The organism is Pseudactinotalea suaedae (assembly GCF_009733815.1).
Lineage (GTDB): Bacteria > Actinomycetota > Actinomycetes > Actinomycetales > Beutenbergiaceae > Pseudactinotalea > Pseudactinotalea suaedae.
This window is the reverse complement of record NZ_WNXY01000009.1, coordinates 136735-160844: the sequence shown is the minus strand read 5'-3', so window position 1 is coordinate 160844 and position 24110 is coordinate 136735. Positions and strand designations below refer to the sequence as shown.

The 24110-nt window shown below is 72.0% G+C and carries 27 protein-coding genes and 1 riboswitch; of the genes, 15 read left to right on the top strand and 12 right to left on the bottom strand.

All coding sequences use genetic code 11. The features are described from left to right. Positions 1-15: 15 nt before the first annotated feature. Positions 16-1557: an N-acyl-D-amino-acid deacylase family protein gene (locus tag GPA04_RS15570; RefSeq protein ID WP_156225113.1), complete on the bottom strand. Its 1542-nt coding sequence runs from the start codon at positions 1555-1557 to the stop codon at positions 16-18. 213 nt (positions 1558-1770) lie between these two features. Between GPA04_RS15570 and GPA04_RS15565 the strand changes: the two genes are divergently transcribed. The 3 genes from GPA04_RS15565 (at position 1771) to GPA04_RS15555 (ending at position 4137) form a co-directional block, all read left to right on the top strand. Next, positions 1771-2331: a hypothetical protein gene (locus GPA04_RS15565; protein WP_156225112.1), complete on the top strand. Its 561-nt coding sequence runs from the start codon at positions 1771-1773 to the stop codon at positions 2329-2331. Then, positions 2328-3749, top strand: a complete 1422-nt coding sequence (locus tag GPA04_RS15560) for a dihydrolipoyl dehydrogenase family protein (RefSeq protein ID WP_156225111.1) — start codon at positions 2328-2330, stop codon at positions 3747-3749. The genes GPA04_RS15565 and GPA04_RS15560 overlap by 4 nt, the downstream gene beginning before the upstream one ends. A gap of 82 nt (positions 3750-3831) precedes the next feature. Further along, complete coding sequence (locus GPA04_RS15555) at positions 3832-4137, top strand: EthD family reductase (RefSeq protein WP_156225110.1); 306 nt, start codon at positions 3832-3834, stop codon at positions 4135-4137. 70 nt (positions 4138-4207) lie between these two features. Here the strand turns inward: GPA04_RS15555 and map are convergent, their stop codons facing one another. Further along, positions 4208-4981 (bottom strand): type I methionyl aminopeptidase, encoded by a 774-nt coding sequence (gene map, locus GPA04_RS15550; protein WP_156225109.1) that lies wholly within the window; start codon positions 4979-4981, stop codon positions 4208-4210. Positions 4982-5028: 47 nt separating this feature from the next. Here map and GPA04_RS15545 point away from each other — a divergent pair, with 47 nt between their 5' ends. Continuing rightward, a complete protein-coding gene (locus GPA04_RS15545) occupies positions 5029-5319 on the top strand; it encodes a helix-turn-helix domain-containing protein (protein ID WP_156225108.1) in 291 nt (96 codons plus the stop codon). Here the strand turns inward: GPA04_RS15545 and GPA04_RS15540 are convergent. Both GPA04_RS15540 and GPA04_RS15535 read right to left on the bottom strand, forming a co-directional pair. Continuing rightward, positions 5301-6764, bottom strand: coding sequence for a lipase maturation factor family protein (locus GPA04_RS15540; RefSeq protein ID WP_156225107.1), 1464 nt, complete (start codon positions 6762-6764; stop codon positions 5301-5303). The genes GPA04_RS15545 and GPA04_RS15540 overlap by 19 nt on opposite strands. Before the next feature lie 74 nt (positions 6765-6838). Then, the gene (locus GPA04_RS15535) at positions 6839-7222 is read right to left on the bottom strand and encodes a DoxX family protein (RefSeq protein ID WP_156225106.1); all 384 of its coding nucleotides are present in this window, start codon (positions 7220-7222) and stop codon (positions 6839-6841) included. Between the two features lie 130 nt (positions 7223-7352). On the opposite strand from GPA04_RS15535, the gene sigJ reads away from it, so the two are divergent. Then, positions 7353-8321 carry an RNA polymerase sigma factor SigJ gene (sigJ, locus tag GPA04_RS15530; RefSeq protein WP_241680839.1) on the top strand — a complete coding sequence of 323 codons (969 nt, stop codon included), beginning with the start codon at positions 7353-7355 and terminating at the stop codon, positions 8319-8321. A 24-nt stretch (positions 8322-8345) separates the two neighbouring features. Here the strand turns inward: sigJ and GPA04_RS15525 are convergent, their stop codons facing one another. The 5 genes from GPA04_RS15525 to GPA04_RS15505 form a co-directional block, all read right to left on the bottom strand. Next, positions 8346-8972 (bottom strand): MBL fold metallo-hydrolase, encoded by a 627-nt coding sequence (locus tag GPA04_RS15525; protein WP_156225105.1) that lies wholly within the window; start codon positions 8970-8972, stop codon positions 8346-8348. Continuing rightward, complete coding sequence (locus tag GPA04_RS15520; RefSeq protein ID WP_156225104.1) at positions 8972-10069, bottom strand: S-(hydroxymethyl)mycothiol dehydrogenase; 1098 nt, start codon at positions 10067-10069, stop codon at positions 8972-8974. The genes GPA04_RS15525 and GPA04_RS15520 overlap by 1 nt, the downstream gene beginning before the upstream one ends. 4 nt (positions 10070-10073) lie before the next feature. After that, positions 10074-11351, bottom strand: coding sequence for an RNA polymerase sigma factor (locus GPA04_RS15515; protein WP_241680838.1), 1278 nt, complete (start codon positions 11349-11351; stop codon positions 10074-10076). Further along, positions 11352-11738: a YciI family protein gene (locus GPA04_RS15510; RefSeq protein ID WP_156225103.1), complete on the bottom strand. Its 387-nt coding sequence runs from the start codon at positions 11736-11738 to the stop codon at positions 11352-11354. A gap of 61 nt (positions 11739-11799) precedes the next feature. After that, on the bottom strand, positions 11800-12519 hold the full coding sequence (locus GPA04_RS15505) for a DUF998 domain-containing protein (protein ID WP_156225102.1): 720 nt from the start codon (positions 12517-12519) through the stop codon (positions 11800-11802). Positions 12520-12615: 96 nt separating this feature from the next. On the opposite strand from GPA04_RS15505, the gene GPA04_RS15500 reads away from it, so the two are divergent. The 3 genes from GPA04_RS15500 to GPA04_RS15490 all read left to right on the top strand — a co-directional run bounded on the left by GPA04_RS15500 (position 12616) and on the right by GPA04_RS15490 (position 13820). Continuing rightward, on the top strand, positions 12616-13017 hold the full coding sequence (locus GPA04_RS15500; RefSeq protein WP_156225101.1) for a PIN domain-containing protein: 402 nt from the start codon (positions 12616-12618) through the stop codon (positions 13015-13017). A 50-nt stretch (positions 13018-13067) separates the two neighbouring features. Continuing rightward, a complete protein-coding gene (locus tag GPA04_RS15495; RefSeq protein WP_156225100.1) occupies positions 13068-13265 on the top strand; it encodes a hypothetical protein in 198 nt (65 codons plus the stop codon). A gap of 156 nt (positions 13266-13421) precedes the next feature. Then, positions 13422-13820, top strand: a complete 399-nt coding sequence (locus tag GPA04_RS15490) for a hypothetical protein (RefSeq protein ID WP_156225099.1) — start codon at positions 13422-13424, stop codon at positions 13818-13820. A gap of 23 nt (positions 13821-13843) precedes the next feature. Here GPA04_RS15490 and GPA04_RS21240 read toward each other — a convergent pair whose 3' ends face one another. Further along, positions 13844-14308 carry a hypothetical protein gene (locus GPA04_RS21240; RefSeq protein WP_206674248.1) on the bottom strand — a complete coding sequence of 155 codons (465 nt, stop codon included), beginning with the start codon at positions 14306-14308 and terminating at the stop codon, positions 13844-13846. Positions 14309-14437: 129 nt separating this feature from the next. Here GPA04_RS21240 and GPA04_RS15480 point away from each other — a divergent pair, with 129 nt between their 5' ends. Together GPA04_RS15480 and GPA04_RS15475 are read left to right on the top strand one after the other, a co-directional pair. After that, the gene (locus GPA04_RS15480) at positions 14438-15013 is read left to right on the top strand and encodes a TetR/AcrR family transcriptional regulator (protein WP_156225098.1); all 576 of its coding nucleotides are present in this window, start codon (positions 14438-14440) and stop codon (positions 15011-15013) included. A gap of 228 nt (positions 15014-15241) precedes the next feature. Continuing rightward, positions 15242-16234, top strand: coding sequence for a carbon-nitrogen hydrolase family protein (locus GPA04_RS15475; protein ID WP_156225097.1), 993 nt, complete (start codon positions 15242-15244; stop codon positions 16232-16234). On the opposite strand, the gene GPA04_RS15470 is transcribed toward GPA04_RS15475, so the two are convergent. After that, positions 16210-16770: a protein-L-isoaspartate O-methyltransferase family protein gene (locus tag GPA04_RS15470; RefSeq protein WP_156225096.1), complete on the bottom strand. Its 561-nt coding sequence runs from the start codon at positions 16768-16770 to the stop codon at positions 16210-16212. The genes GPA04_RS15475 and GPA04_RS15470 overlap by 25 nt on opposite strands. A 97-nt stretch (positions 16771-16867) precedes the next feature. Next, a riboswitch (SAM riboswitch) is annotated at positions 16868-16969 on the top strand. Positions 16970-17036: 67 nt separating this feature from the next. Here GPA04_RS15470 and GPA04_RS15465 point away from each other — a divergent pair. The 5 genes from GPA04_RS15465 to GPA04_RS15445 all read left to right on the top strand — a co-directional run bounded on the left by GPA04_RS15465 (position 17037) and on the right by GPA04_RS15445 (position 23563). Beyond that, the gene (locus tag GPA04_RS15465; protein WP_241680837.1) at positions 17037-17951 is read left to right on the top strand and encodes a methylenetetrahydrofolate reductase; all 915 of its coding nucleotides are present in this window, start codon (positions 17037-17039) and stop codon (positions 17949-17951) included. A gap of 116 nt (positions 17952-18067) precedes the next feature. Further along, entirely contained in the window at positions 18068-20386 is a 2319-nt protein-coding gene (gene metE / locus GPA04_RS15460; protein WP_156225094.1) for a 5-methyltetrahydropteroyltriglutamate--homocysteine S-methyltransferase, read from the top strand. 45 nt (positions 20387-20431) lie between these two features. Beyond that, positions 20432-20764, top strand: a complete 333-nt coding sequence (locus GPA04_RS21365) for a YtxH domain-containing protein (RefSeq protein ID WP_241680836.1) — start codon at positions 20432-20434, stop codon at positions 20762-20764. A gap of 69 nt (positions 20765-20833) precedes the next feature. Further along, positions 20834-22150 (top strand): FAD-binding oxidoreductase, encoded by a 1317-nt coding sequence (locus GPA04_RS15450; protein WP_162458635.1) that lies wholly within the window; start codon positions 20834-20836, stop codon positions 22148-22150. An 84-nt stretch (positions 22151-22234) separates the two neighbouring features. Next, complete coding sequence (locus tag GPA04_RS15445; protein ID WP_156225092.1) at positions 22235-23563, top strand: APC family permease; 1329 nt, start codon at positions 22235-22237, stop codon at positions 23561-23563. Positions 23564-23595: 32 nt separating this feature from the next. On the opposite strand, the gene GPA04_RS15440 is transcribed toward GPA04_RS15445, so the two are convergent. Beyond that, positions 23596-24093, bottom strand: coding sequence for a hypothetical protein (locus tag GPA04_RS15440; RefSeq protein ID WP_156225091.1), 498 nt, complete (start codon positions 24091-24093; stop codon positions 23596-23598). Between the last annotated feature and the right edge of the window lie 17 nt (positions 24094-24110).

The window sequence follows — 24110 nt, the reverse complement described above, 5'->3', positions numbered from 1 at the left end:
GGTCAGTCTGGCCGCTCAGTCCTGCCAGGTCAGCGCACGACCGGGGCGGTCCTCGGTCAGCGCGCCGCCACGCAGCACCCGGGTGCCGGCCACCCAGACGTCGTCGATCCCCACCGACAGCCGGCGCGGGTCGTCGTAGGTGGCGACATCCTCGATGCGGGCGGGGTCCACCAGCAGCAGGTCGGCGGGCGCACCGGTCGCCACGCGGCCTCGGCCGCCGAGCCCGAACCGCTGGCCAGGTGCGGCCGCGAGGTGGACCGCCGCCTGCGCCCAGTCCCAGTCGCCGAGCTCCCGGACGTGACGGGACAGGTAGCGCGCGAAGGTTCCCCATGCGCGCGGGTGCGGGTGGCCACCCACGACGATGCCGTCGGACCCGCCCATGTGCGCCGGGTGCCGCAGCAGCGCACGCACGTCGCTCTCGGTGCTGGTGGCGGGCTGCTGGAACACGGCCGTGACCGCGCCGACCGTGGAGGCGATCAGGTCGAGCACCGCGGCCGGTCCGCTGCGCCCGAGCGCGACGGCGGCCGCCCGCAGCGTCAAGCCCTCCAGCTCGGGCCGGCTCGGCACCCCGGCCAGCCTGATGCGGTCCAGCTCGAGCTCGACGGCGTCGCCCCAGCCGGCCGGCATGCCCGCCAGGGCGTGGGGCGCGGAGAGCCGCTCCGCGAGCAGCTCCGGTGGTAGCCGCAGCAGGTGCCAGGGCAGCAGCGGAACGGTCAGCAGACTGAACCCGGACAGATAGGGGTAGGAGTCGAAGGTCAGGTCCACGCCGGCGGTCTCGGCGGCGGCGATCTCGGTCAGCACCACGGCGGCAGGCCCGTGCAGGTGGGAGACGTGCACGGCGGCGCCGCTGCCCCGCGCGATCGCGACGACCTCCGCCATGCCGACCGGTGACTCCGCCTCGTAGCCGCGCATGTGGGTCACGTACGGCCGGCCGGCCGCGGCCACCGGCCGCGCGAGCGCGGTGAGCTCGGCGGTGTCCGCGAGCACGCCGGGGATGTAGTGGAGTCCGGTGGACAGGCCCACCGCGCCGTCGGCGAGCCCGGCCTCGACGTCACCACGGAGGGCGGTGAGCTCCTCGGCGTCCAGCCGTTCCCGCAGCCCCGCGCGCTGGTAGCGCATCGCGCCGTGGGGGAGCAGATGGGCGGTGTTGACGCGCAACGCTCCGGCGAGCTGCTCGCGGTACTCGGCGAGCGTCGGTACCGCCTCGGCGACCCCGTTGATACCGGCGAAGTATCGCGAGCCCCACGTGCCGCCGTCGGGCCCGGCACCGGCGTGCGAGAGGCCGTCCTGGCCGGTGATCACGGTGGTGACACCCTGCCGCAGCAGCGCGTGCTGGACCGCTGGGTCGACCACGTGGACGTCGGTGTGGGAGTGGGCGTCGACGAAGCCCGGCATCACGATGCGGCCGGCGGCGTCCACGATCTCGCGCGCCTCGACGCCGTCGAGGTGCCCGACGGCGGTGATCTCGCCGTCGAGGATCGCGACGTCGCCCGGCGCGGGCACCGCACCGGTGCCGTCGACGACGGTGCCGCCGCGCAGCAGCACGTCCACCCTCATGCAGGACCGTCCGCGCTCACCCGAGCGACCCTTCCACACCCGCCGCGGCTTCACCAAGGCGGGTCGTCGCCGCTCAGGCCTCCGTCGGCCGGGTGGTGTCGGTCACAGTCGGGCGGGCTTGGTCGTCTGCGGGTTGCGCGCACGACCGTCGCGGTTCTAGTGTCATCGATGTAGACGTACTAGTTCGTCTACCTCATTCGAACGGAGACTCTCTTGACCACGATCGATGCCCCGGCCGCTGTGCCGCTGGCGAGGACGTTGCGGCGGCTCTACTTCGCCCGCTTCGGCTTCGCCGTCGTCTGGGCCCTGCTGCTGGCCGCCGTCGCTCCCGGCGGCGGCCCCCTCCTGACCGTGCTCCTCGTCCTGTACCCGCTGGTGGACGCCGCCGCGGTGCTCGTGGAGCTGCGAGGCTCGGATGCCTCGTCCGGCTCTCGCCTCAGTGCGAGGGCGAACATCTTCATCAGCGTCCTGGCCGCGATCGCCCTCGGATGGGCCTCGACGGCCTCGCTCAGCGCCGTGCTGGCGACCTGGGGCGTCTGGGCGGTGCTCTCCGGTGCCACCCAGCTGCTGACCGGCGTGAGCCGGCGGCGCCTCGGCGGTCAGTGGCCGCTGATCGTCAGCGGCGGCGTCTCGACCCTCGCCGGTGCGGCCTTCCTCGCGCAGGGGCTCCAGGGCGTGGACAGCGTCGTCTCGGTGGCGGGGTACGCAACCCTCGGCGGCCTGCTGTTCCTCGTCTCCGCGATCCGTCTCGCCCGATCGGCGCGGATCTCATGACCGCCGCGCAGAACGAGCAGGAACCCGACTACGACCTCATCGTGATCGGCGCGGGGCCCGTCGGGGAGAACGTCGCCGACTACGCCGTGAAGCGCGGTATCCGGGTCGCGGTGGTCGAGTCCGAGCTCGTGGGCGGGGAGTGCTCGTACTGGGCGTGCATGCCGTCGAAGGCGTTGCTCCGCAGCGGCCACGCCCTCCGCGCCGCCGAACGACTCGGAGGCGCACGACAGGCGATCGCCGGGCGGTTGGACGCGTCGGCTGTGCTCGCCCGCCGGGATGCATTCGCCAGCGACTGGAAGGACGACGGCCAGGTCGAGTGGCTGAGCTCGGCCGGGATCGACCTGATCCGCGGCCACGCTCGCCTCACCGGTCCCCGCACGGTCGACGTCGGTGGCCGCACCTACACCGCGCGAGCGGTCGCGGTCGCGACCGGGTCGGTCCCCGTGCTCCCCGACATCCCGGGTCTGCGCGACGTGGGTCCGTGGGGCACCCGGGAGGCGACGAGCGCCTCGAGCGTGCCGTCGCGGTTGCTCGTGGTCGGTGGCGGTGTCGCCGGGACCGAGCTCGCCACCGCCTGGGCCTCCCTCGGCTCCGCGGTGACCCTGGTCGCCCGGGACGGGCTGCTGGAGCGTGAGGAACCGTTCGCGGGGGAGCTCGTCGCCCAGGCGCTGGCGCAGATCGGCGTCGACGTGCGGATCGGTGCCTCTCCCACGCGCGTCGACCGCGACCAGGCGGGCGTCGTCACCACCGCGCTCGACGACGGCACCACGGTCGTCTCCGAGGAGATCCTGATCGCCACGGGTCGCCGCCCGCACACGCTCGACCTCGGCGTCGAGACCGTGGGGCTGACACCGGGAGACTGGCTGCGGGTCGACGACACCATGCTCGTGAGCGGGACCGACTGGCTCTACGCGGTCGGCGACGTGAACGGCCGCGCCCTGCTCACCCACCAGGGCAAGTACCAGGCACGTGCCGCCGGCGAGGTGATCGCCGCCCGCCTCACCGGCACTCCCGTCGCCGCCGAGCCGTGGGGCGCCCACGCCGCCACCGCCGACCACGCGGCGGTGCCGCACGTGATCTTCACCGACCCCGAGGTGGCCCGTGCCGGGCTCACCGAGGCGCAGGCCCGCGCCCAGGGGATCCCGGTGCGTGTCGTCGAGTACGAGCTCGGCTGGGTCGCCGGTGCCAAGCTGCACGCCGACGGCTACCAGGGTCGCGCGAAGCTCGTCGTCGACGAGGACCGGCAGGTCATCGTCGGTGCGACCTTCGTCGGCCAGGACGTGGCCGAGCTGCTCCACTCGGCCACCGTCGCGATCGTCGGAGAGGTCCCGCTGCCGCGGCTGTGGCACGCGGTCCCGTCCTATCCCACCATCGGCGAGGTCTGGCTCCGCCTCCTCGAGGAGTACGGCCGCCCCTAGCTCCGGCCCGGCACCTGCCGGGACCGCCGGGCGCCCTCACCGGCGCCGCCCATCCACCGATCCACAGACAAGGAACATCCTCATGGCCACCAAGATCACCATCATCATCGACAACCCCACCGACCCGCCGTCGTTCGAGAACGACTACACCGAGATCGCGGCGCACGCCCGACAGCTCCCGCAGCTGCGTCGGTTCGAGGCGGCGAAGGTCTGGCCCAAGGAGGACGGCACGCCGACCCCCGCGTACCGCACTCTCGACCTCTACTTCGACAGCTACGAGGACGCCTCCGCCGCGGTCGCGACACCCGCCGGTGGTGCGTTCTTCCAGCGGCTCGTCGGCTCCGGCACCTCCTTCACCGGACTGTTCTCGGACGTCGAGCAGAGCTGACGGCAGGACTCTCGATCGGTGCGGCCGTCGCGGCCGCACCGATCGGCGTATCCGGCGCCTGCCGAGGAAGTCAGTGTCCCGGGAGCGTGAGGATCTCGGCGCCGTCATCGGTGATGGCGATGGTGTGCTCGCTGTGGGCGGTCCGGCAACCGGTCGCGCTGCGCAGCGTCCAGCCGTCGGGATCGGTGACGAGCTGATCGGTGTCGGCCATGACCCACGGTTCCAGCGCGAGCAGCAGCCCGGGGCGGAGCGTGAGTCCTCGACCGGGACGCCCGGTGTTCGGCACCGCGGGATCCTGGTGCATCTGCGACCCGATGCCGTGCCCGCCGAAGTCGGTGTTGATCGAGTAGCCCGCTGCGCCGAGGACCGAGCCGATGGCGTGCGAGAGGTCGCCGATGCGTGCACCCGGCCGCGCCGCGGCGATCCCCGCCTGCAACGCGCTCTCGGTCGCGCGGATCATCGCCACGCTCTCGGCGGGCCTCGATGCGCCGACGATGACGCTGACCGCCGCATCGGCCGCGACGCCGCCGAGCGAGACCGCGAGGTCGAGGGTGAGCAGGTCGCCGTCGGCGAGCACGCGGTCGTGCGGCTTCCCGTGGAGCACGGCGTCGTTGACCGCCGTGCAGATGTGGTGCCCGAACGGACCACGCCCGAAGGAGGGCTCGTAGTCGACGTAGCAGGACCGGGCTCCGGCGTCGGCGATCATCTGCGCGGTCCAGCGGTCGATCTCCAGCAGGTTGGTGCCGACACCGCAGCGGCTCGTCAGGCTCTGCAGGATCTCGGCCACCAGCCTGCCGGTCTCGCGCGCTCGAGCCACCTCGGGGGTGGTAAGGATCTCGATCATGCCAATAACTATACCGGCCATATCATCCCGGTATTACTATCGGCCCCATGGTTCGACTTCCGCTGACCCCTGCCGAGCTCGAGCGCGGTGCGCGCCTCGGCGCCCTGCTGCGCCGCGCGCGGGGTGAGCGCACGATGCTCGAGGTCGCCCTCGACGCCGAGGTGTCCCCGGAGACGCTCCGCAAGATCGAGTCGGGACGCGTCGCCACCCCCGCCTTCCCGACGATCGCCGCCATCGCCGCGGTCCTCGGCCTGTCTCTCGACGCGGTGTGGACGGAGATCACCGAGACGGCGACCGCGGAGAAGCCCCGCGGCCCCGGTCAGCGGCTGGCCTCGTAGAGGCGGTCGAGCGCCCCAGGATCGACGAGCAGCCCCCGGTCCTCGCGGACCCACCAGACGCGGTCGCGGCGGCGCTCGGCGCGGCTCGCGTACCGATAGCGGAACACGCGCGCACGCACCCAGCGGGGTCGTTCGCCGTCGAAGGGGTCGTGGTGGAGCAGCCGCAGGATCGTCGGGTCGGCCTCGAGCAGGCGCAGCAGGAACCGCTGGAACCAGACGTGCTGCGCCGGCGAGCCGAGCGCGAGGAACCACATCCCCCAGTCCAGGCGCAGGTGGTAGGGCGCCCTCTGGCGTGGGCGCCGGTGGACCGGACCGGGCTTGCCCTTGAACTCGTACTCGCGCCACTCCCGCTCGTCCTCCGGGTCGGCGGCGAGCGATCCCTCGACCACCACCTCGTCGCGACGCCGGGTGATCGACCCGAACGCCCCGTACGCGCCGACGAGGTGCCACCGGTTGAACGAGGCGTTCATCTGCTGCCGCGGCGACAGCAGGTTCCGCACCGGCCAGAAGGAGAGCACGACGACGGCGCCCGCCATCACGAGCACGACCACAGCGAACCAGACCGGCCCCGGCGGGGCCTCGGCCGGTGAGACGGGCAGCAGGCGTGCCAGGACGTCGTCCGACACCGCGGCGAAGGCGAGCAGCAGCGTCAACCAGTTCAACCACGCGAAGTTCCCCGACACCACGAGCCACAGCTGCGTGAGGATCACGAGCGTCGCGGCCCACGTCGCCACCGGCTGCGGTGCGAACAGCAGGAACGGCACCGCGAGCTGGACCACGTGGTTGGCCGCCACCTCGACCTTGTGCAGCGGCCTCGGCAGCGCGTGGAAGTAGGGCGAGAGCGGCCCCGGCATCGGCTGCGTCTCGTGGTGGTAGTACAGGCACGTCAGGTCTCGCCAGCAGGCGTCGCCGCGCATCTTGATCAGCCCGGCGCCGAACTCCACCCGGAACAGCAACCAGCAGAAGGCGAGCAGCACGAGAGTGGGAGGTGCCACGGCGTCCGATCCGAGGCACGCGGCCAGGAACCCCGCCTCGAGCAGCAGCGACTCCCAGCCGAAGCCGTAGAAGACCTGCCCCACGTTGACGACCGACAGGTACAGCCCGAACAGCACCGCGAACGCCAGCATCGGCACCCAGGGCGGGCCCTGCTGCGGCAGCCCGGCCACCAGCGCGAGCGCCACGAGCAGCCCCACCCAGGCCACCGCCGTCAGCAACCGGTCGGAGTATCGCCATCGGAACAGTGTCGGACCGGCGCGGCTGCCGACCCGCTCGAGGTAGGCCGGCACCGGCAGCAACCCGCGCTCGCCGAGCAACGGGGTGAACTGCCGCAGCACCGCGATGAAGGCGATCGCGTACAGCAGCGCGACCCCGCGCTGCAGCGCGAACCTCGAGACCTCGTGGTCGGTGGCCCAGAACCAGCCGTTCGCCCAGTCGACGAGGTTCATCGCACCATCGTCGCGCGCCCTCGCCGCGGTGTCAGCCGATGCGATCGTGGTCTGTGGATGCGGCGCGCCGAACGTCAGCCGAACGGCACCGCCACGAACCGCCCCCAGGCGACGAACGCGGCGAGAGACAGGTACACGAGGTCACCGAAGAACGACACCCACTCGCGGCGCACCATGCGCACGGTCGCCGCACCGGTCATGAGCAGCACCAGGCCGAGCGCGGCGAGCGGGACCAGCCACGTCGCCACGCCGAGCAGCGGCGGCAGCAGCATGCCCGCCACCGCGAGCAGCTTCATGACCCCGATGACCTTGGTCGCGTTGCGGGGCAGGTCGTCCACGTAGTGCTGGCCCGACGAGATGTTGCGGAACCGCGTGGGGCTCATGATGAGCATGGCCAGCCCGCCGACTCCGTAGCCCAGGCTCAGCAGCGCGGTGACGATCCACAGGGCGGTGTTCATAGGTCCTCCTTCGCTCGAGGCACCCAGCCCTCTGCTGGTGCCGTGATCGAGGACGAGACAGCACCCGCCCGACGTGACACGGGGCGCGTGTCACACTCGTGAGGGCTGTCTCGTCCCAGGTGTCGAGGAGGTGGTCACGATCGCCGATGTGGAGGCTTTCGAAGAGCTACGAGGGTTGCTGTTCTCGATCTCCTACCGGATCCTGGGCAGCGTCAGCGAGGCCGAGGACGCGGTGCAGGAGACCTGGCTGCGGTACGAGGCGGCCGATGTCGTGCCGGAGTCGCTGCGCTCCTACCTGGCGACCGTCGTCACGCGGATCTCGATCGACGTGCTGCGCTCGGCGCGCGTGCGGCGCGAGTCCTACGTCGGACCGTGGTTCCCCGAGCCGCTGCTCACCGACGGCCTGGAGGAGGAGCCCGCCGTTCTCGAGGGCGACCCCGCCCGGGCGGCCGAGCTCGCCGACTCGGTCTCGATGGCCGCGCTGGTGCTGCTCGAGCGGCTCAGCGCGTTGGAGCGTGCGGTGTTCGTCATGCACGAGGTGTTCGGCTTCTCCTACGCCGACGTCGCCACCGCGGTGGGTCGCTCGGAGGCGGCCTGCCGTCAGCTCGGCGGACGCGCCCGACGGCACATGGCGGAGGGCCGCACCCGCTTCGAGGCCGACCGCCGCAAGCGGGAGGAGCTCGCCGACCGGTTCTTCGACGCGCTGGCCGGCGGCGAGCTGGAGGCGCTGCGGTCGCTGCTGGCCGAGGACGTGCACGCCGTCAACGACAGCGGCGGCGTGGCAGGCGGCACCGGCGGGACCTTCGGTGCGCTGCAGGCCGCACGCCTGCTGCTGGCGACCGTGCCGTCCCTCCTCGCGGCGGGCGCCTCGCTGCGGCGGCGCGAGGTCAACGGGCACCCGGGCGCGATGATCCTCGATGTCGATGGTCGGGTGCTCGGCACCTGGTCGCTGGAGATCCTCGACGGCCAGGTCATCGGCATCCGGTCGGTCACCTCACCCGAGAAGCTCGCGCACCTCGGTCCGGTCGGCGACCTCGGGGAGATGCGACGGCGCTGGCAGGAGGCCCGGCGCGCCGCCCGGGGCGCGGGCGGGGAGTAGCGCCCGGGAGGGTGCCCGACGGCGTCAGTGGCCCCGGTCGATCCACTCCTGCCGGTGCGGCGCCTCGGCGCCGATCGAGGTGTCGTCGCCGTGGCCGGTGTGGACGGTCGTCTCGGGCGGCAGGCTGAGCAGCTTGTCCGTGATCGAGTCCACGATCGTGGGGAAGTCGGAGTAGGAGCGGCCGGTCGCGCCGGGACCGCCGTTGAACAGCGTGTCTCCCGTGAAGACGCGGTGCAGGCCGGGGAGCGAGAAGCACACCGCGCCGGGGCTGTGGCCCGGCGTGTGCAGCACCACGAGGTCCTCGCCGCCGACGGCGAACCGCTGGCCGTCGGCGAGCTCGCCGTCGGGAGCCCGGTCGTGCACGACGTCCCACAGCATCCGGTCCTCGGGGTGCAGCCACACCTCGGCCTCGGTGGTCTCCGCCAGCTCGAGGGCGGCAGCGATGTGGTCGTCGTGGGCGTGGGTCAGCAGGATCGCCACCACGTCCCGGTCCCCGACGGCGGCGAGGATCGCCGTCGCGTCGTGAGCGGCGTCGATGATGACGCACTCGGTCTCATCACCCACGACCCAGACGTTGTTGTCCACGTCCCAGGTCCCGCCGTCGAGCGAGAACGTCCCCGACGTCACCACGCGCTCTACTCGGAGCGTCATCAGATCGCCTCCTCGAGCATCACGACGGAACGGAGCACGCCGCCGTCGTGCATCTTCGTGAAGGCCGCCTCGACGTCACCGAGCCCGATCTTCTCGGACACGAACTTCTCGAGCGGGAGGCGACCCTGCAGGTACAGGTCGATGAGCATCGGGAAGTCGCGGCTGGGCAGGCAGTCGCCGTACCAGGAGGACTTCAGGGAGCCGCCGCGACCGAACACGTCGAGCAGCGGCAGCTCGATCGTCATCGTCGGGTTCGGCACGCCGACCAGCACGACGGTGCCGGCCAGGTCGCGTGCGTAGAAGGCCTGCTCGTAGGTCTTCGGGATGCCGACGGCGTCGATCACCACGTCGGCGCCGTGACCACCGGTCAGGGCCTGGATGGCTTCGACCGGATCGGTCTGGCCGGAGTTGATCGTGTGGGTGGCGCCCATGTCGGTGGCCCACTCGAGCTTGGTGTCGTCGAGGTCGACGGCGATGATCGTCGCCGCGCCCGCGAGCCGGGCGCCCATGATCGCGGCATCGCCGACGCCGCCGCAGCCGAAGACCGCCACGCTGTCGCCGCGGCCCACGTTGCCCGTGTTGATGGCGGCGCCGATGCCCGCCATCACGCCGCAGCCGAGCAGCCCGGCGACCTCGGGGGCCGCCTCGGGGTCGACCTTCGTGCACTGGCCCGCGTGCACGAGCGTCTTCTCGATGAAGGCGCCGATCCCGAGCGCGGGGGAGAGCTCGGTGCCGTCCTCGAGCGTCATCCTCTGCGCCGCGTTGTGCGTGTTGAAGCAGTACCAGGGGCGTCCGCGCAGGCACGCGCGGCACTGCCCGCAGACCGCGCGCCAGTTGAGGATCACGTAGTCGCCCACCGCGACCTCGGTGACACCGTCGCCGATCGTCTCCACCACGCCCGCGGCCTCGTGGCCGAGCAGGAACGGGAAGTCGTCGTTGATCCCGCCGTCGCGGTAGTGGAGGTCGGTGTGGCAGACGCCGCACGCCTGCACCTTCACGATCACCTCGCCTGGGCCCGGGTCCGGGACGACGATCGGCACGACCTCGACCGGGGCATCCTTGCTGCGGGCGATGACGCCCTGGACAGTCTGTGGCATGCCGTCAACCTAGCCGAGAAGCCTGCGCCGCGCGGCGCTCGAGGAGCGCGCGCTCGGCACCGTTGCCGGTCTCGCGGGCTGCGCGTTCGAGCGCAGCGACGGCGTCGCGGTGCCGACCGGCCATGAGCAGCAGCTCACCCTCGACGGCGGAGCGCTGGGGATAGTCGGCGAGCCTGTCGGCCGGGAGGGTGGCCAGGATCGCGAGGCCCGCCTCCGCGCCGTGCGCGTGGCCGTGCGCGACCGCGCGGTTGAGCGTGACGACCGGGTTGCTCCAGAGCTGCTCGAGCACGTCGTACAGCGCGGCGATCTGGACCCAGTCGGTCTCCGCCGCGCTGACCGCGGTGCTGTGAGCACCGGCGATCGCCGCCTGCACGCCGTAGCGGCCCACCGTGCCGAGCCGGTGGACCCGGGCGAGCGACGCGAGACCGCGCGTGATGTGGCCACGGTCCCACCGCCGTCGGTCCTGGTCCTGCAGGAGGACCGGTGCGCCGGACTCGTCGGTGCGAGCGGCCGCACGCGCCTGGGTGAGCTCCAGCAGCGCGAGCAGGCCGTGCACCTCGGCCACGTCCGGCAGCAGGGCCGCTGTCCGACGCGCCAGCCGCAACGCCTCCCGGCTGAGCTCCGGCCGCATCCAGTCGTCGCCTGCGGTGGCGCTGTAGCCCTCGTTGAAGACGAGGTAGATCACCTCGAGCACCGAGTCGAGCCGCTGCGGCAGCTCGGCAGCGGTGGGGGCGTCGAGCTGGATCCCCCGATCGCGCAGGGCCTTCTTCGCGCGTGAGACGCGCTGCCCGGCTGCGCTGCTGGGGATGAGGAAGGCGCGGCCGATCTCGTCGGTGCTCAGCCCGCCGAGGCAGCGCAGCGTCAGGGTGACGCGGTACTCGCGGGTGAGGTCGGGGTGGCAGGCCGCGAACAGCAGTGCGAGCTCGTCGTCACCGACCGGGTCGTCCAGACGGGTCTCGACGTCGTCGTGCTCGGTGGTCCCGGTGTGCTCGTCGGTCTGGCCGCCGAGGGTCTCGACGGCGCGACGATGGAGGGCGTCGCGGCGGAACCGATCGATCGCGCGACGTTTCGCGGTGGTCATGAGCCAACCTCCGGGGTTGGGTGGCGGACCTGTGGTGGGCCACTGCTCGAGGGCGGTGACGAGGGCGTCCTGAGCCAGCTCCTCCGCCAGCGAGAGGTCACCGGTGTACCGGGCGAGCGCCGCGATCAACCGGGCGGACTCGATCCGCCAGATCGCCTCGACGGCGGCTCGCCCGGTCTCTGCCAGGTTCGCCTGCGTCACTCAGCTCGGGACGCCGGCCGGCGGTGCGGCGAAGTCCTCAGGTCCCATGACCTTGAGCACCCGAGCCTCGCCGGTCCACTCCGGCCAGTGCTCGGCGTGCAGGGCCATGAACCGCCGGGTCCACTCGACCGCCTCCTCCTTGGTGCGGGTGTCGTAGAGGCTGTAGCTGATCATCTCCTTCGACTCGGCGAAGGGGCCGTCGGTGATGGTGACGCCGGTGGCGTCCGCGCTGACGAGGGCCCCGGCGGCACTGGGAGCCAGGCCACCGTTGTCGAGCATGACGCCTGCTCGGGCGGCCTCCTCGCCCAGCTTCATGATGCCTTCCATCAGCGCTGCGGGCGGGGGAGTGGCGGGGGCGTTGCCTTCCAGGACGACGAGGTATCGCATCTCTCTCTTCTCCTTCGAACGGTGTGATTGTGTCGGTGGTGGGAATGCTGCGGGTGGGGTTTCAGCCATCGGTGTTGGGCATCTGGCGGTAGCGGTGCACCGCCAGCACCGACAGCAGCGCCATCACGGCGACCACGGCGACGACGAACGCGATGATCCCTGCCCCGCCCGACGCCGTCGAGGCCATCCCGACGAACGTCACGAGGAACGCGACGGCGACGACCCTGGTCCAGACCGCCAGGGCCGAGAAGCCCTCACGAGAGAGGCGGCGGGCGAGCACGAGCAGTCCTGCCGTCAGGCAGGTGAAGCCGACCGCGCCCGCGCCCAGGTGGACGAGGCCGCTCGTGCTGATCGTCGCCGGTGTGGGAAGGCCGTCAGGGAAGCCGCCCGCCGGGTCGACCTTGAAGATCCCCGAGACGATCATGCTCAGACCGAACACGCCGATCAGGAGCGGTGACCAGCGCGAGCCCGGCCCGGTGACCAGGGCGCGGGCGAGCCCGACGGCGAACGCGATCAGCATGGCGCCCGTCAGCACGAGGTTGACGACCTGGACCCAGCCCGGGTCACCGAGCGCGAGCTGGCTCCACGCGTGGCGGGTGAGGTCGAACCCGTCGCGCAACGAGGCCTGGACCAGGGACGTGACGACGTAGATCGGACCGGCGATGACGCCGTATCCGAGGAGGGACTTCGTGACGCGGTCGGCGGTCAGCTCCTGCGGGGTGCTGACGGTGCCGGCGCGGGTCGGGATGAGGGGGCGGGCGGTGCGGGTCGAGCTGGACATCCGAGGCCTCCGGGGCTGGGTCACCCCGGCTTCTCCGGGGCGATTCACTCCTGCTACGAACGAGCGGTGACGTTTTTGCAGTGGCACGATCCAGAGATGGCCAGATACGTCATCGATGCCGACGTCGCGATCCGACTCGCCCGGGAGGGCTTGCGGCCGGATCGGCAGCATCAGCTCGTCGCGCCGAACCTGCTGCGCTCGCAGGTGCTGAGCCAGATGTACCGGGCGGTGCGTGCGGGGAAGGTCGAGGAGGCGGAGGCACGCGCCGTGCTCGATCACGTCACGACGATGAAGATGCGGCTGCTGGGTGACCGGGTCTCCCGCGCGACCGCGTGGAAGATCGCCGCCGAGCTCGGGTGGGACGACACGCCGCTCGCCGAGTACCTCGCCGTGACGAGGCTCCAGGCCGATGCCTTCGTGACGCTCGACGGCGACCTCGCTCGGTCGTTGTCCGGCGTCGTCCCGATCGCCGCGTACGAGGCGCTCAGCCGGTCCTGACCGGATGTCGTGGAGGACCGTCGAGCCGCGGTGATCGGCGTGATCGGGCGATGTCAGTGGTCGGTGGTGACGCACCGCCACCCCGGCCCGAGGACGCCGGCCCTGGCGGGCCGGGCACCGGCAGTGACCCGCCACGGTGCTCGGGAACCGGCGAGGCCCGCGGCCCGAAGACCGCCGGGATACCGACCGGCTACCCACTCGAGGCCGATGAGTACGACGTCACCGACGGGTTCATCGACACCGGCTGACGCACGCCGTCCTCGGTCGCCGCCGGCGGCAGGACAATGGTGGTCATGGCGGATGTGCTGGTGCTGCACGGCTCTCCGGGCTCAGGGAAGAGCACCCTGGCGCGAGCTCTGTCCGAAGTGCTTCGGCCTGCGGATGTGCCGCACGGTGTCATCGACATGGACGAGCTGGAGCTCGTGCACCCGCACCCCGGCCGGTCGTTCTCGCGCGAGAACCTCCGTGCCATCTGGCCGAACTACGTCGCCGCCCACCCCGACATCAAGCTGATCATCCCGACGGTGCTCGCCGACGAGCAGGAGGTCGACCTCCTCCGCGCAGCCGTGCCCGGGGCGGACCTGATCATTTGCGAGACGACCGCACCCATCGCGGTGCTGAAGGAGCGGGTCACCGAACGCGAGCCCACCGACGAGTGGGCCGCCGCGTTGCGCACGTGGATCGACGTCTACCACGCTCGGTCCGACCTTGAGCGGATCCGGCACTTCCAGGTGGTCACCCATCCCGCCACGGTCACCGAGTCCGTCGCCGAGATCCTCGAGCGGACAGGCTGGTCCGGCTGAGCGAGCAGGCGCACCGAGCCGGCTCAGCGGCGGGTGCCTCCTCGCCAGAGCTTGGTGACCGCGACGAGGCCCGGGAGGCACGGGAGCAGCAGCAGCCAGCCCATCGCGGGGGCCAGTCCCACCTCGCCCGAGGTGTCGACCGTGGTCAGACCCGCCGCCGCGACCGCAACGGCGAACACCAGCGCGGCCGTCGCGAGCCAGCGGGTCCAGGTCTTTCCGGACCGTGCCGCTCCGATCGTGCTGAGCCAGCCGACAGCTCCCAGCCCGGTGACGGTGAGCAAGATCGCGACGTACGTCTGCGCGCCCGCCGCGACCTCCTCCTCGCCGAAGGCGGGATAGGTCGCTCGCAGATGATCGGCGAGCACCTGGGTCGTCGACCCGTCGAGCAGGACACAGACGCCGACCGCCAGGGTGAGCGCGAGCCCGATCCACAGCGTGGGCAGGGCCCGACGCTGGTGTGCCGGAGCGGTGTGAGTGGTCGTGGACATGCGGACCTCCCGGTTGGAGTTTCAGGTTGAGACAGTGACTGTCCGGAAGACATGCACTGTGCCATCGCTGTTCGAGCGAGTCAAGAGCAATCTGCGAGTCACTGTCTCAAAGGCGGATATGATGTCGGCATGGCAGGACTCCGCGAGCAGTGGCGCCGTAGCGCGATGCGCACGATCCAGGAGCGGGCGCTGGACCTCTTCGACGAACGCGGCTTCGACGCGGTCACGATCGAGCAGGTCGCGGCGGCGGCGGAGGTGTCGCCGTCGTCGGTCTACCGCTACTTCGGCACCAAGGAGGGCTTGCTGGTCGCCGATGACTTCGACGCGCTGACCGACGACCAGCTCGCGGCGACGTTCGACCCGGCCGACCCGATCGGCGGCCTGCTCGGGTCGGTGCTCCGGTACGAGGACCCCGGTGCCTCGGAGGAGCCGACCTCTCGCCGTCGGGTGCGCTACTTCTTCAGCGAGCCGTCGGTCCGAGCCGCCGTGCTCGCCACCCTCGACCGCGCCGCCAAGCGCCTCGCCCCGCTGCTCGCGAACGAGCGCACGCTCGGCCCCACCCAGGCACACGTCGTCACGCACGCACTCGCGTTCGGCTACTTCGCGGCGCTCGAGCGCTGGTTCGAGGACGGCAGCACCCGCCCGATCGCGGAGTACGTCGAGGAGGGCATGGGACCGCTCCGCGCGATCTGGGCGCCCGACTGACCCGTGTCGCACGGTGCGGCTGTCGCACCCGTCGGGTAACGTCGCCGACAACGGCGGGTCCTACGCCGAACCTCGATCGGTCCGCCCCCAGCGCGGCCCACCATCGGCCCTCGCGGCCGGTGATGTCGGGGCAGAGGGAGTCCAGTCTCAGGTCGATGGTCAGTCCGTGAACCGTGCGCTGACGTCGATGCGTCGCTGGGGGACCGCGACGCCAGCGCAGGAGTCCGGATGACAGCCAACCGCGCGTTCAAGAAGCGCGTCCGAGCTCGCGCGGCCCAGACCGGCGAGTCCTACACCGCTGCCCTCCGGCACATCCGATCCCACCGAGGAGCGACTGTGCCCACCACCGAACCGACCGACCCGATCGAGACCCCCACTCTCCGCCTCGCCGTCGCGCAGACGACACCGCTGGAGGACCCGCGCGACTCCGCCGGCATGCGTGCCCGTGGTGCCGAGATCCGCGCGCTCATGCAACGCGCCCACGACGGCGGAGCTCGCCTCGTGCATCTGCCGGAAGCAGCGCTCTGCTTCCCTTCCAAGACGCTCCTGTCGAGCCGTCCTGGAGAGATCGCCGAGTCCGACTGGACCCAGTTCGACTTCCGGACGCACGACGCCGAGATCGCGGGGATCCGTGCTCATGCCCGTGCGCTGGGGCTGTGGACCGTGATCGGTGCACCGACGCGCACATCCGATGCCTCGCCCGCGGCACGTCCCCGGCTGAGCATGCTGGTGGTCGATGCCACCGGCGCCGTCGCGGCCCGCTACGACGAGCGGCTGCTGTCCCGCACCAAGCAGACCTACATGTACGAGGCAGGGTCGCAGGGCGTGACGTTCACGATCGACGGCCTCACCTTCGGCTGCGTCAGCGGGCTCGAAGGCCTGTTCGGCGATCTGTTCAGCGACTACGAGGCCGAGGGTGTCAACGGCGTCCTCTACTCCACCGCCGGACCGTCGGACCCCGGCGCCGAGGAGTCGCTCTCCTCGTCAGCGGCGGTCGCGGCCCGGCAGAACGGGGTGTGGGTCAGCTATGCCGTCCACGCCGACAAGGCCCCCGACGCCCCGGCCGGCATCGCGGCACCCGACGGCCGCTGGGCAGCACGCTGCGTGAGCAGCGCCGAGCCGGCGCTGGCGTTCGCCGACGTCGGGCGACGCACCGAGGGCGGCCCGCGCGAGTGGCGCCGCGCGATGCTCGAGGCTCACCGCAGCGGCACGAACCGGTAACCACCGTGCTCGGTGACCTCGTCGACGGCGTCGCGGCGCACGACGAGCGTCATCGCGCCGCGCACCGGAATCACCAGCCGGGCGTCGTCGGCGAGGGCGTCGAGCAGGTCGCCCGGGATCTCCCGGGCGTCGGCCGACACCAGGATCCGGTCGTACGGAGCATGATCGGGCAGCCCGACGACGCCCGGCCGGGCGGGCTCGATCGTGGCCCACGGCCACGACCCGCGGGCGAGGTTCTCCGCGCCCCACCTCGCCAGCGCGGGCTCGATCTCGACACCCCGGACCCGCCCGGCGGGGCCGACGAGCTCGGCGAGCAACGCCGTCGTCCATCCCGAGCCCGAGCCGACGTCGAGGACGTGATGGCCGGCCTGGGGCTCCAGCAGCTCGAGCATCGCACGCACGGTGCGCGGCTGCGAGCAGGTCTGCTCGTGGCCGATCTGGATCGGCCCGTCGAAGGCGGCACGGTCCCACGCGCCCGCGGGCAGGAACCACGTGCGCGGCGCGGCAGCGAACACGGCGTCCAGGCGGTCGGTCATCGCTCGAGTCAAGCACCGCTCCGCGTCGGCGTCCCGGCATGTGGTCCACATGGCGAGAGCGCGTGACCATCACGTGGTCACCTCCTAGGGTTGTCACATCCCATCCAGAGCGGCCGAGAGTCCTGGCTCGTCGACGCCGCAGCAACCCCCAGTGGCAGGCCTGCCGAGGGAAGGGTGCTCACGCCAGGTTCGATGGAGCTTCTCTTGGCCACCAACCACCACCTCGTCCTCGAGCGTGCACGATGAGCACGGCTAGCCTCTTTTCCGTGCCCGCCACCAGCCCGACGATCTCGTTCGAGCTGTACCCGCCGCGCACCCCGAAGGGTGCCGCGGCACTGCCCGCGACCGTCGCGGCGCTGGCGTCCGTCAAGCCCGACTTCTTCTCCGTGACCTACGGCGCCAGCGGCCGTACCCGGGAGACCTCGGGAGCGCTGCTCGCGCACATCATCGAGCACACCGACGTCGCCCCGATCGCGCACCTGACCTGTGTGGGTGCGTCCGAGGCCGACCTCGAGGAGGTCGTCACCGGGCTGATCGCGATCGGCGTCCGCGACTTCCTGGCGCTGCGCGGCGACCCGCCGGAGGGGGAGCCGGACTGGCGCCCGCACCCGGAGGGCTTCACGACCGCGAGCGAGCTCGTCACCCTGCTGCGCCGGGTCGAGGCGCGCGAGCTCGCCGGCTCGGCGGACACCGCGAGCCCGCTGAGCATCGCCGTTGCCGCCTACCCCGGCGGTCGCTTCGACGAGCACGGCAACCCCGTGGTCGAGCCCGGCACCGTCGAGGCCCTGCGAGCCAAGCAGGACGCCGGTGCGGACTACGCCATCACGCAGGTCTTCTTCGATCCGGCGAGCTACGCGGGGTTCGTGCGCACCGCCCGGGAAGCCGGCGTCCACATCCCGATCGTGCCGGGCATCATCCCGCTCACCGACCCGAGGCGGCTCCGCAAGCTCGAGTCGCTCACCGGCGTGCCGGTGCCGGAGTCGCTGCTGCAGCACCTCGAGTCGGCGCCCGACCCGGAGGAGCGCTACCGCCGCGGCCTCGCCGCCGGCGTGGACCTCGTGCAGGGGGTCCTCGAAGCCGGCGCACCCGGCCTTCACATCTACACCTTCAACTCGCGTGGGCCGGCGCTCGACCTGCTGGCCGCAGCCGGGCTCCGCTCGGCTCCCGTCGAGTCTCGCTGACCCACCCGGCTCCCCAACCCCGTCCCGTCGTACCCCCTCCCGAACAGGTGGTTCTGCGCGGTACCGGTGCGCTTTGCGCCCAGAACCCCCTGCTCGCCCAGACAGAGAGAGCTCCCATGACCCGCACCCCCTTCCCCGCTGCCACGATCCTCGGCTACCCGCGCATCGGGCCACGACGCGAGCTGAAGCGCGCAGTCGAGTCGTTCTGGGCGGGCGAGTCCGACGCGGGCACCCTGCTGAGCGCCGCCGCCGGGCTCCGACGCCGCAGCCGCCGGCGGCTCGCCGAGCTCGGGCTGCCGGCCGATGACGCCTCGATCCCCTCCGACTTCACGTTCTACGACCAGGTGTGGTCGGTCGCGGCCCAGCTCGGGGCGATCCCGCCGCGCTTCGAGCACCTGCGCGACACCGAGGGAGCCCTCGACCTCGCGGGACACTTCACCGTCGCGCGGGGTGAGGGTGATCGCGCACCGCTGGAGATGACCAAGTGGTTCGACTCCAACTACCACTACCTCGTCCCCGAGATCGGCCCGGACACCGAGTTCCGGCTCGTGGAGAACGCCTCGGTGCGGTACTTCGCCGAGGCCCTGGACGACGGCGTGCTGACGCGGCCCGTCCTGGTCGGTCCCGTCACGTTCCTGCTGCTCTCGAAGCCTGCCGACGGCGCTCCCGAGGGTTTCGACCCGCTCAGCCGCCTGGACGACCTCGTCACCGCGTACGCGCAGTGGCTCGCCGCGTTCGCCCGGGCGGGCGCGACCTGGATCCAGCTCGACGAGCCCGCCCTCGTCTCGGACACCTGGTCGGTTCCCCGGGCCGAGCTGCTCGACGACGTCGCTCGCGCCTACGCGAGGCTCACCTCGGCCGCCACCCGCCCGAGCATCGCCGTGTCCGCGCCGTACGGGTCGCTCGGCGACGACGGGCTGGCCGCGCTCGCCGCCGGCGGCGTCGACGCGGTCGCGCTCGACCTGGTCCGCGGCGTCGCACCGACCGCCATCCCTGCTGACGGGCCGACCCTGGTGGCCGGCGTCGTCGACGGTCACAACATCTGGCGCACGGACCTCGACGGTGCCGCCGCCGCCCTCGACGCGCTGCGGGGGCGGGCCGCGTCCACCCCCGTCACGGTGGCGACGTCGACCTCGCTGCTGCACGTCCCGCACACCACAGCCGACGAGCCCGAGCTGCCGGCCGAGCTGCTGAGCTGGCTCGCGTTCGCGGACGAGAAGGTCGGCGAGGTCCTCGCCCTCGCGGCCGGCGAGGCCGGGGCGCCTGAGGCGTTCGGCACCAGCCGCACCGCCGTGACCAGCCGGAGCAACGCCGTCGGCGTCACGATCCCGGCGGTGCGCGAGCGCACCGCGGCGCTGACCGAGAGCGACGTCACGCGCAGCGACTACCCGACGCGGCAGGCCGCGCAGGCCGCCGTTCTCGACCTGCCACGCCTCCCCACCACGACGATCGGCTCCTTCCCGCAGACCGCGGAGCTGCGCCGGGCCCGCGCACAGCTGCGCCGGGGCGAGATCGACGACGCCACCTACGCCGAGGCGATGCAGGCCGAGATCCGCTCCGTGATCGAGCTGCAGGAGCGGCTCGGGCTCGACGTCCTCGTGCACGGCGAGCCGGAGCGCAACGACATGGTGCAGTACTTCGCCGAGCACCTCGACGGGTTCGCGACCACGCAGAACGGGTGGGTGCAGTCCTACGGTTCGCGGTGCACGCGTCCGTCGATCCTGTGGGGCGACGTCTCGCGCCCGGCGCCGATCACACCTCGATGGTCGCGCTACGCGGCATCGCTGACCGACGCCCCGGTCAAGGGCATGCTGACCGGGCCGGTGACGATCCTCGCGTGGTCGTTCGTGCGTGACGACCTGCCGCTGGCCGAGACCGCGAACCAGGTCGCGCTCGCGCTGCGGGACGAGATGGCCGACCTGGAGGAGGCGGGCATCGGCATCATCCAGGTCGACGAGCCCGCGCTGCGTGAGCTGCTGCCGTTGCGCCGCGAGCAGCAGCCGGCCTACCTCGCGTGGGCGGTGCGGTCGTTCCGGCTGGCGACCGCGGGCGTCGCCGACAGCACCCAGGTCCACACGCACCTGTGCTACTCCGAGTTCGGCGAGATCATCGACGCGATCGACGGTCTGGATGCGGACGTCACCTCGATCGAGGCGGCGCGGTCACGGATGGAGATCCTTCCCGACATCGCCGCGTCAGGCTTCTCGCGCGGCATCGGCCCGGGCGTCTACGACATCCACTCGCCCCGGGTGCCCTCGACGGCGGAGATCACCGACCTGCTCGTCTCGGCGCTGCGCTCGGTCGGAGACCGCCAGCTGTGGGTCAACCCCGACTGCGGCCTCAAGACCCGCGGGTACGAGGAGACCGTCGCGAGCCTGGAGAACCTGGTCGCGGCGGCCAGAGCCGCCCGCGGTGTCACTGCCCCAACCCCGTGAGCCGTGCGAGACTGGGCGTCGGAGCCACGACATCGGGAGGTCAGCATGAAGGGCAAGGCGGCATTCATCCTCGGGGCAGGGGTCGGCTATCTGCTCGGCACCCGTGCAGGCCGGGAGCAGTTCGAGAAGATCAAGGCCAGCGCGAAGTCCGCTCTTGAGCACCCCGCTGTCAAGGACAAGGTCGCCCAGGCCGAGACCGCGATCTCCGACGTCGTGCGTGAGCAGGGCAGCAAGGTCACCGACCAGGTCGCGAACATGGTCAAGGAGCGGTTCACGGGCGGCTCCGGGTCGTCCTCGAGCTCGCACCGCGCCACCACGGACGCCACGGACGACACCTCCAACGGCCCGACCAGCGCCTGGGACACCCCCCAGCGCTGATCGGAGAGACCTCCCAGCCCGGAGGAAAAACCGGGTCGGATGTCGGTGTGCCGCTCTAACGTGAGCCGCATGGGACATCTCGATCTCTCGCGTGTCAGCGGTCAGGTCTGGACGAAGGACCACCCGGACTACGAGAAGGCGGCGCAGCCGCACCAGCTCGCGGTTCAGCAGAGCCCGGAAGCGGTGGCGATCCCCACGGACGTCGAGGACCTGCGGGCCGTGCTGGAGGCGGTGCGCGAGGCAGGGCTGACGCTCGCGGTGCAGGCCGGCGGTCACGGGGCCAGCGAGGATCTCGCCGGTTCGGTGCTCGTCCGGATGGACTCCTTCGACCAGCTCACCGTGGACGAGCAGGGTCGGCGCGCCGTCGTGGGCGCCGGCGTGCGAGCGGAGGCGCTCGCCACCGCGCTCGCCGGGACCGCGCTGTTCGCCGCGACCGGCACCAGCCCGGACGTCTCCCTGGTGGGCCTGACGCTGAACGGCGGTCACTCGTGGCTCAGCCGCATGGTCGGCACATCGGCGCAGACCGTGCGGCGGGTCGAGCTGCTCCGTCCCGATGGCGAGCACGGCTGGGTCGACGACTCCTCCGACCCCGAGCTGATGCGGGTGCTCCGCGGCGCCGGCGGGGTGCTCGGCGTCGTGACGGCGATCGAGCTCGACCTGGTCCACGCCCCGGGCGCCATGGCCGGCTCGCTGACGTTCGCACCGGCCGACGGCCCGGCGGCCTGGCGCGCGATGCGCGATGCCGAGGTCGATGACGCGGTGTCGATCTTCGCGGCATCGATGCGGATGCCCGATGCGCCCTTCCTGCCCGAGCAGGTGCGCGGCAAGAGCTGGGTCGGGGTGCAGGCGCTGGCCCTCGACGGTCAGGTGGCCGCGATCGACGCCGTGCGTGCCGCGGCGAGCCCGCTGTCGGACCAGGTCGGGCCGATCGGCCCTGAGGGCGTCGCCGCCCTCACCAACGATCCGCGCGACGCGGGCGCGAGCGCCGGGCTGTCGGTCCTGCTCACGGGACTTCCCGACGAGGCGATCGACGCGATGCTCGGGTGGCATCGCACCGATGCCGGAGCGGCGGTGGTCCTGCTCGGCGTGCGCCGGCTCGGGGGAGCGCTCGACCGGCCGGGACGCCCGGCGATCGCCGGCACCCGGGGCGCGACGTGGCTGATGAGCGCGATCGCCCCGATGCCGCCAGGAGCAGCGGATGCCACGCGTGCCGCGCTGGCCCAGCTGGGTGAGGTCGTCGCGCCCTGGGTGGCGCCGGGCGGGCTGCCCACGTTCCTCGGGAGCACGGAGCGGCTGGACCGGGTGCTCACCGGGGAGGACCTCGCCGCCCTGCACGCGTTGCGCGAGCGACTCGGCGCCTCGGTCATCCGGCCGACACGACTGTGAGGTGAGGTCCGGCTCCTGCGCCGGAGTGCACGCCAGAATGGTGGCGCGATCGCACGACACCGCACCCGCCGACAGGAGCCCGGGATGACCGAAGGAGCTGGAACGGCGAGCGTCACGCTGCGCCGTGGCATCGGAGGCGGGCTGCTGTTCGTCTTCATTCTCGGTGACGTGCTCGGCGCCGGCGTCTACGCCCTGATGGGCGAGCTGGCCGCCGAGGCCGGGGGGATGACCTGGGTGCCGGTCCTCATCGCCCTGCTGATGGCGCTGCTGACCGCGGGCTCCTACGCCGAGCTGGTCACGAAGTACCCCAAGGCGGGCGGTGCCGCGGTGTTCGCGCAGCGGGCCTTCCGCAAGCCGCTGGTGGCCTTCCTCGTCGGCTACTCCATGCTGTGCGCCGGGATCGTGTCCGTGGCCGGGCTCGCGGTCGCCTTCGCCGGTGACTACCTGACGACGCTCGTGGCGCTGCCGGTCCCCGTCGTGGCGCCGGCCTTCCTCTGCCTCGTCGCGGCGATCAACCTGCGCGGCATCAAGGAGTCGGTCCGCTCGAACCTGGTGATGACGGCGATCGAGGTCAGCGGGCTGGTCCTGATCGTCGTGGCCGTCGCGGTGGCGCTCGCCGGAGGTGCGGGCGACCTCGGCCGGGCTGTGGAGGTACCGGCCTCGCCGTTCGCCGCGCTGCTCGGGGCGGCGCTGCTCGCCTTCTACAGCTTCGTCGGGTTCGAGACGTCGGCCAACGTGGCCGAGGAGGTCCGCGACGTCTCCAAGGTCTATCCCCGAGCCCTGTTCGGGGCGCTCGCGGCCGCGGGTGCGATCTACCTGCTGGTGGCCGTGGCGTCCTCGGCGATGCTCCCCGCGGACGAGCTCGCCGAGTCCTCGGGAGCGCTGCTCGACGTGCTGCAGGCGTCCGGGGTGGCGTTGCCCGGGTGGGCCTTCGCCGTGGTGGCGCTGATCGCGATCGCGAACGGCGCCCTGCTGACGTCGATCATGAGCTCGCGGCTGGCCTACGGGATGTCCACGGAGGGCCTGCTCCCCCCGGTGCTGTCACGACTGCTGCCGGGTCGCCGCACACCGTGGGTGGCCATCGTGGTGACGACCGGTCTGTCGGCCGTGCTGGCCGTGCTCGGGAGCCTGCAGATGCTCGCCGAGACCGTGGTCCTGTTCCTGCTGTTCGTGTTCCTGTCGACCAACGTCGCGGCCCTGGTCCTGCGCAAGGACGAGGTCGAGCACGAGCACTTCCGGGTCCCGGTCGTGATTCCGGCGCTGGGCGTGCTCAGCTGCCTCGTGCTCCTGACGCAGCAGTCGCTCCCGGTCTGGTTGCTCGCGGGCGGGCTGCTCGCGGTCGGTGTCGTGATCTACCTGGTGATGTCTCGGGCCCGGGGAAACGCGCCGGCGCCTCAGCGCGCTGACCGCTGAGGTCGAGCTGCAGCCGCTCGCAGCGGATCCCGTCAGGTGGACCGCAGAGCCTTGCGCCGCTGCATGACGAGCAGCTCCTCGACCTGCTCGATCTGACGCTCGACGTCCGCCAGCAGCGCGTTCAGCTCGTCGGTGTCGATCTGCAGCTCGGTCGACCACTCCAGCAGCGTGCGCCACCCCGACCGCTTGCCCCGCAGACCCGAGCCGAGCAGCTCGAGCTCGAGCAGCGGTGACAACGGCGACTGCTGGAAGCTGCGTCCGTTCCTCTTCAGCCGGCCGATCCGCTCGCCCACGACGGTGGCGGCGGTCTTCCAGCGGCTGAGCGTGAGCTGTCGCCCTTCCATCACCGACAGGATCCAGTTCCGCTCTCGCTCCAGGGCGTCGGCGAGCTCGGCCATCGCCGCGGCGAGCTCGCGGTCGTACGCGGCAGCCATCCGTCGGATCCTGCGCGTCATCGCGGCTGCGGCGGCCGCGTGGTCGCTCAGGTAGATCTCGACCAGGTTGTCATCGACGGTGCGATCGTTGCTCATGGGCGCTCCTCGGTTCG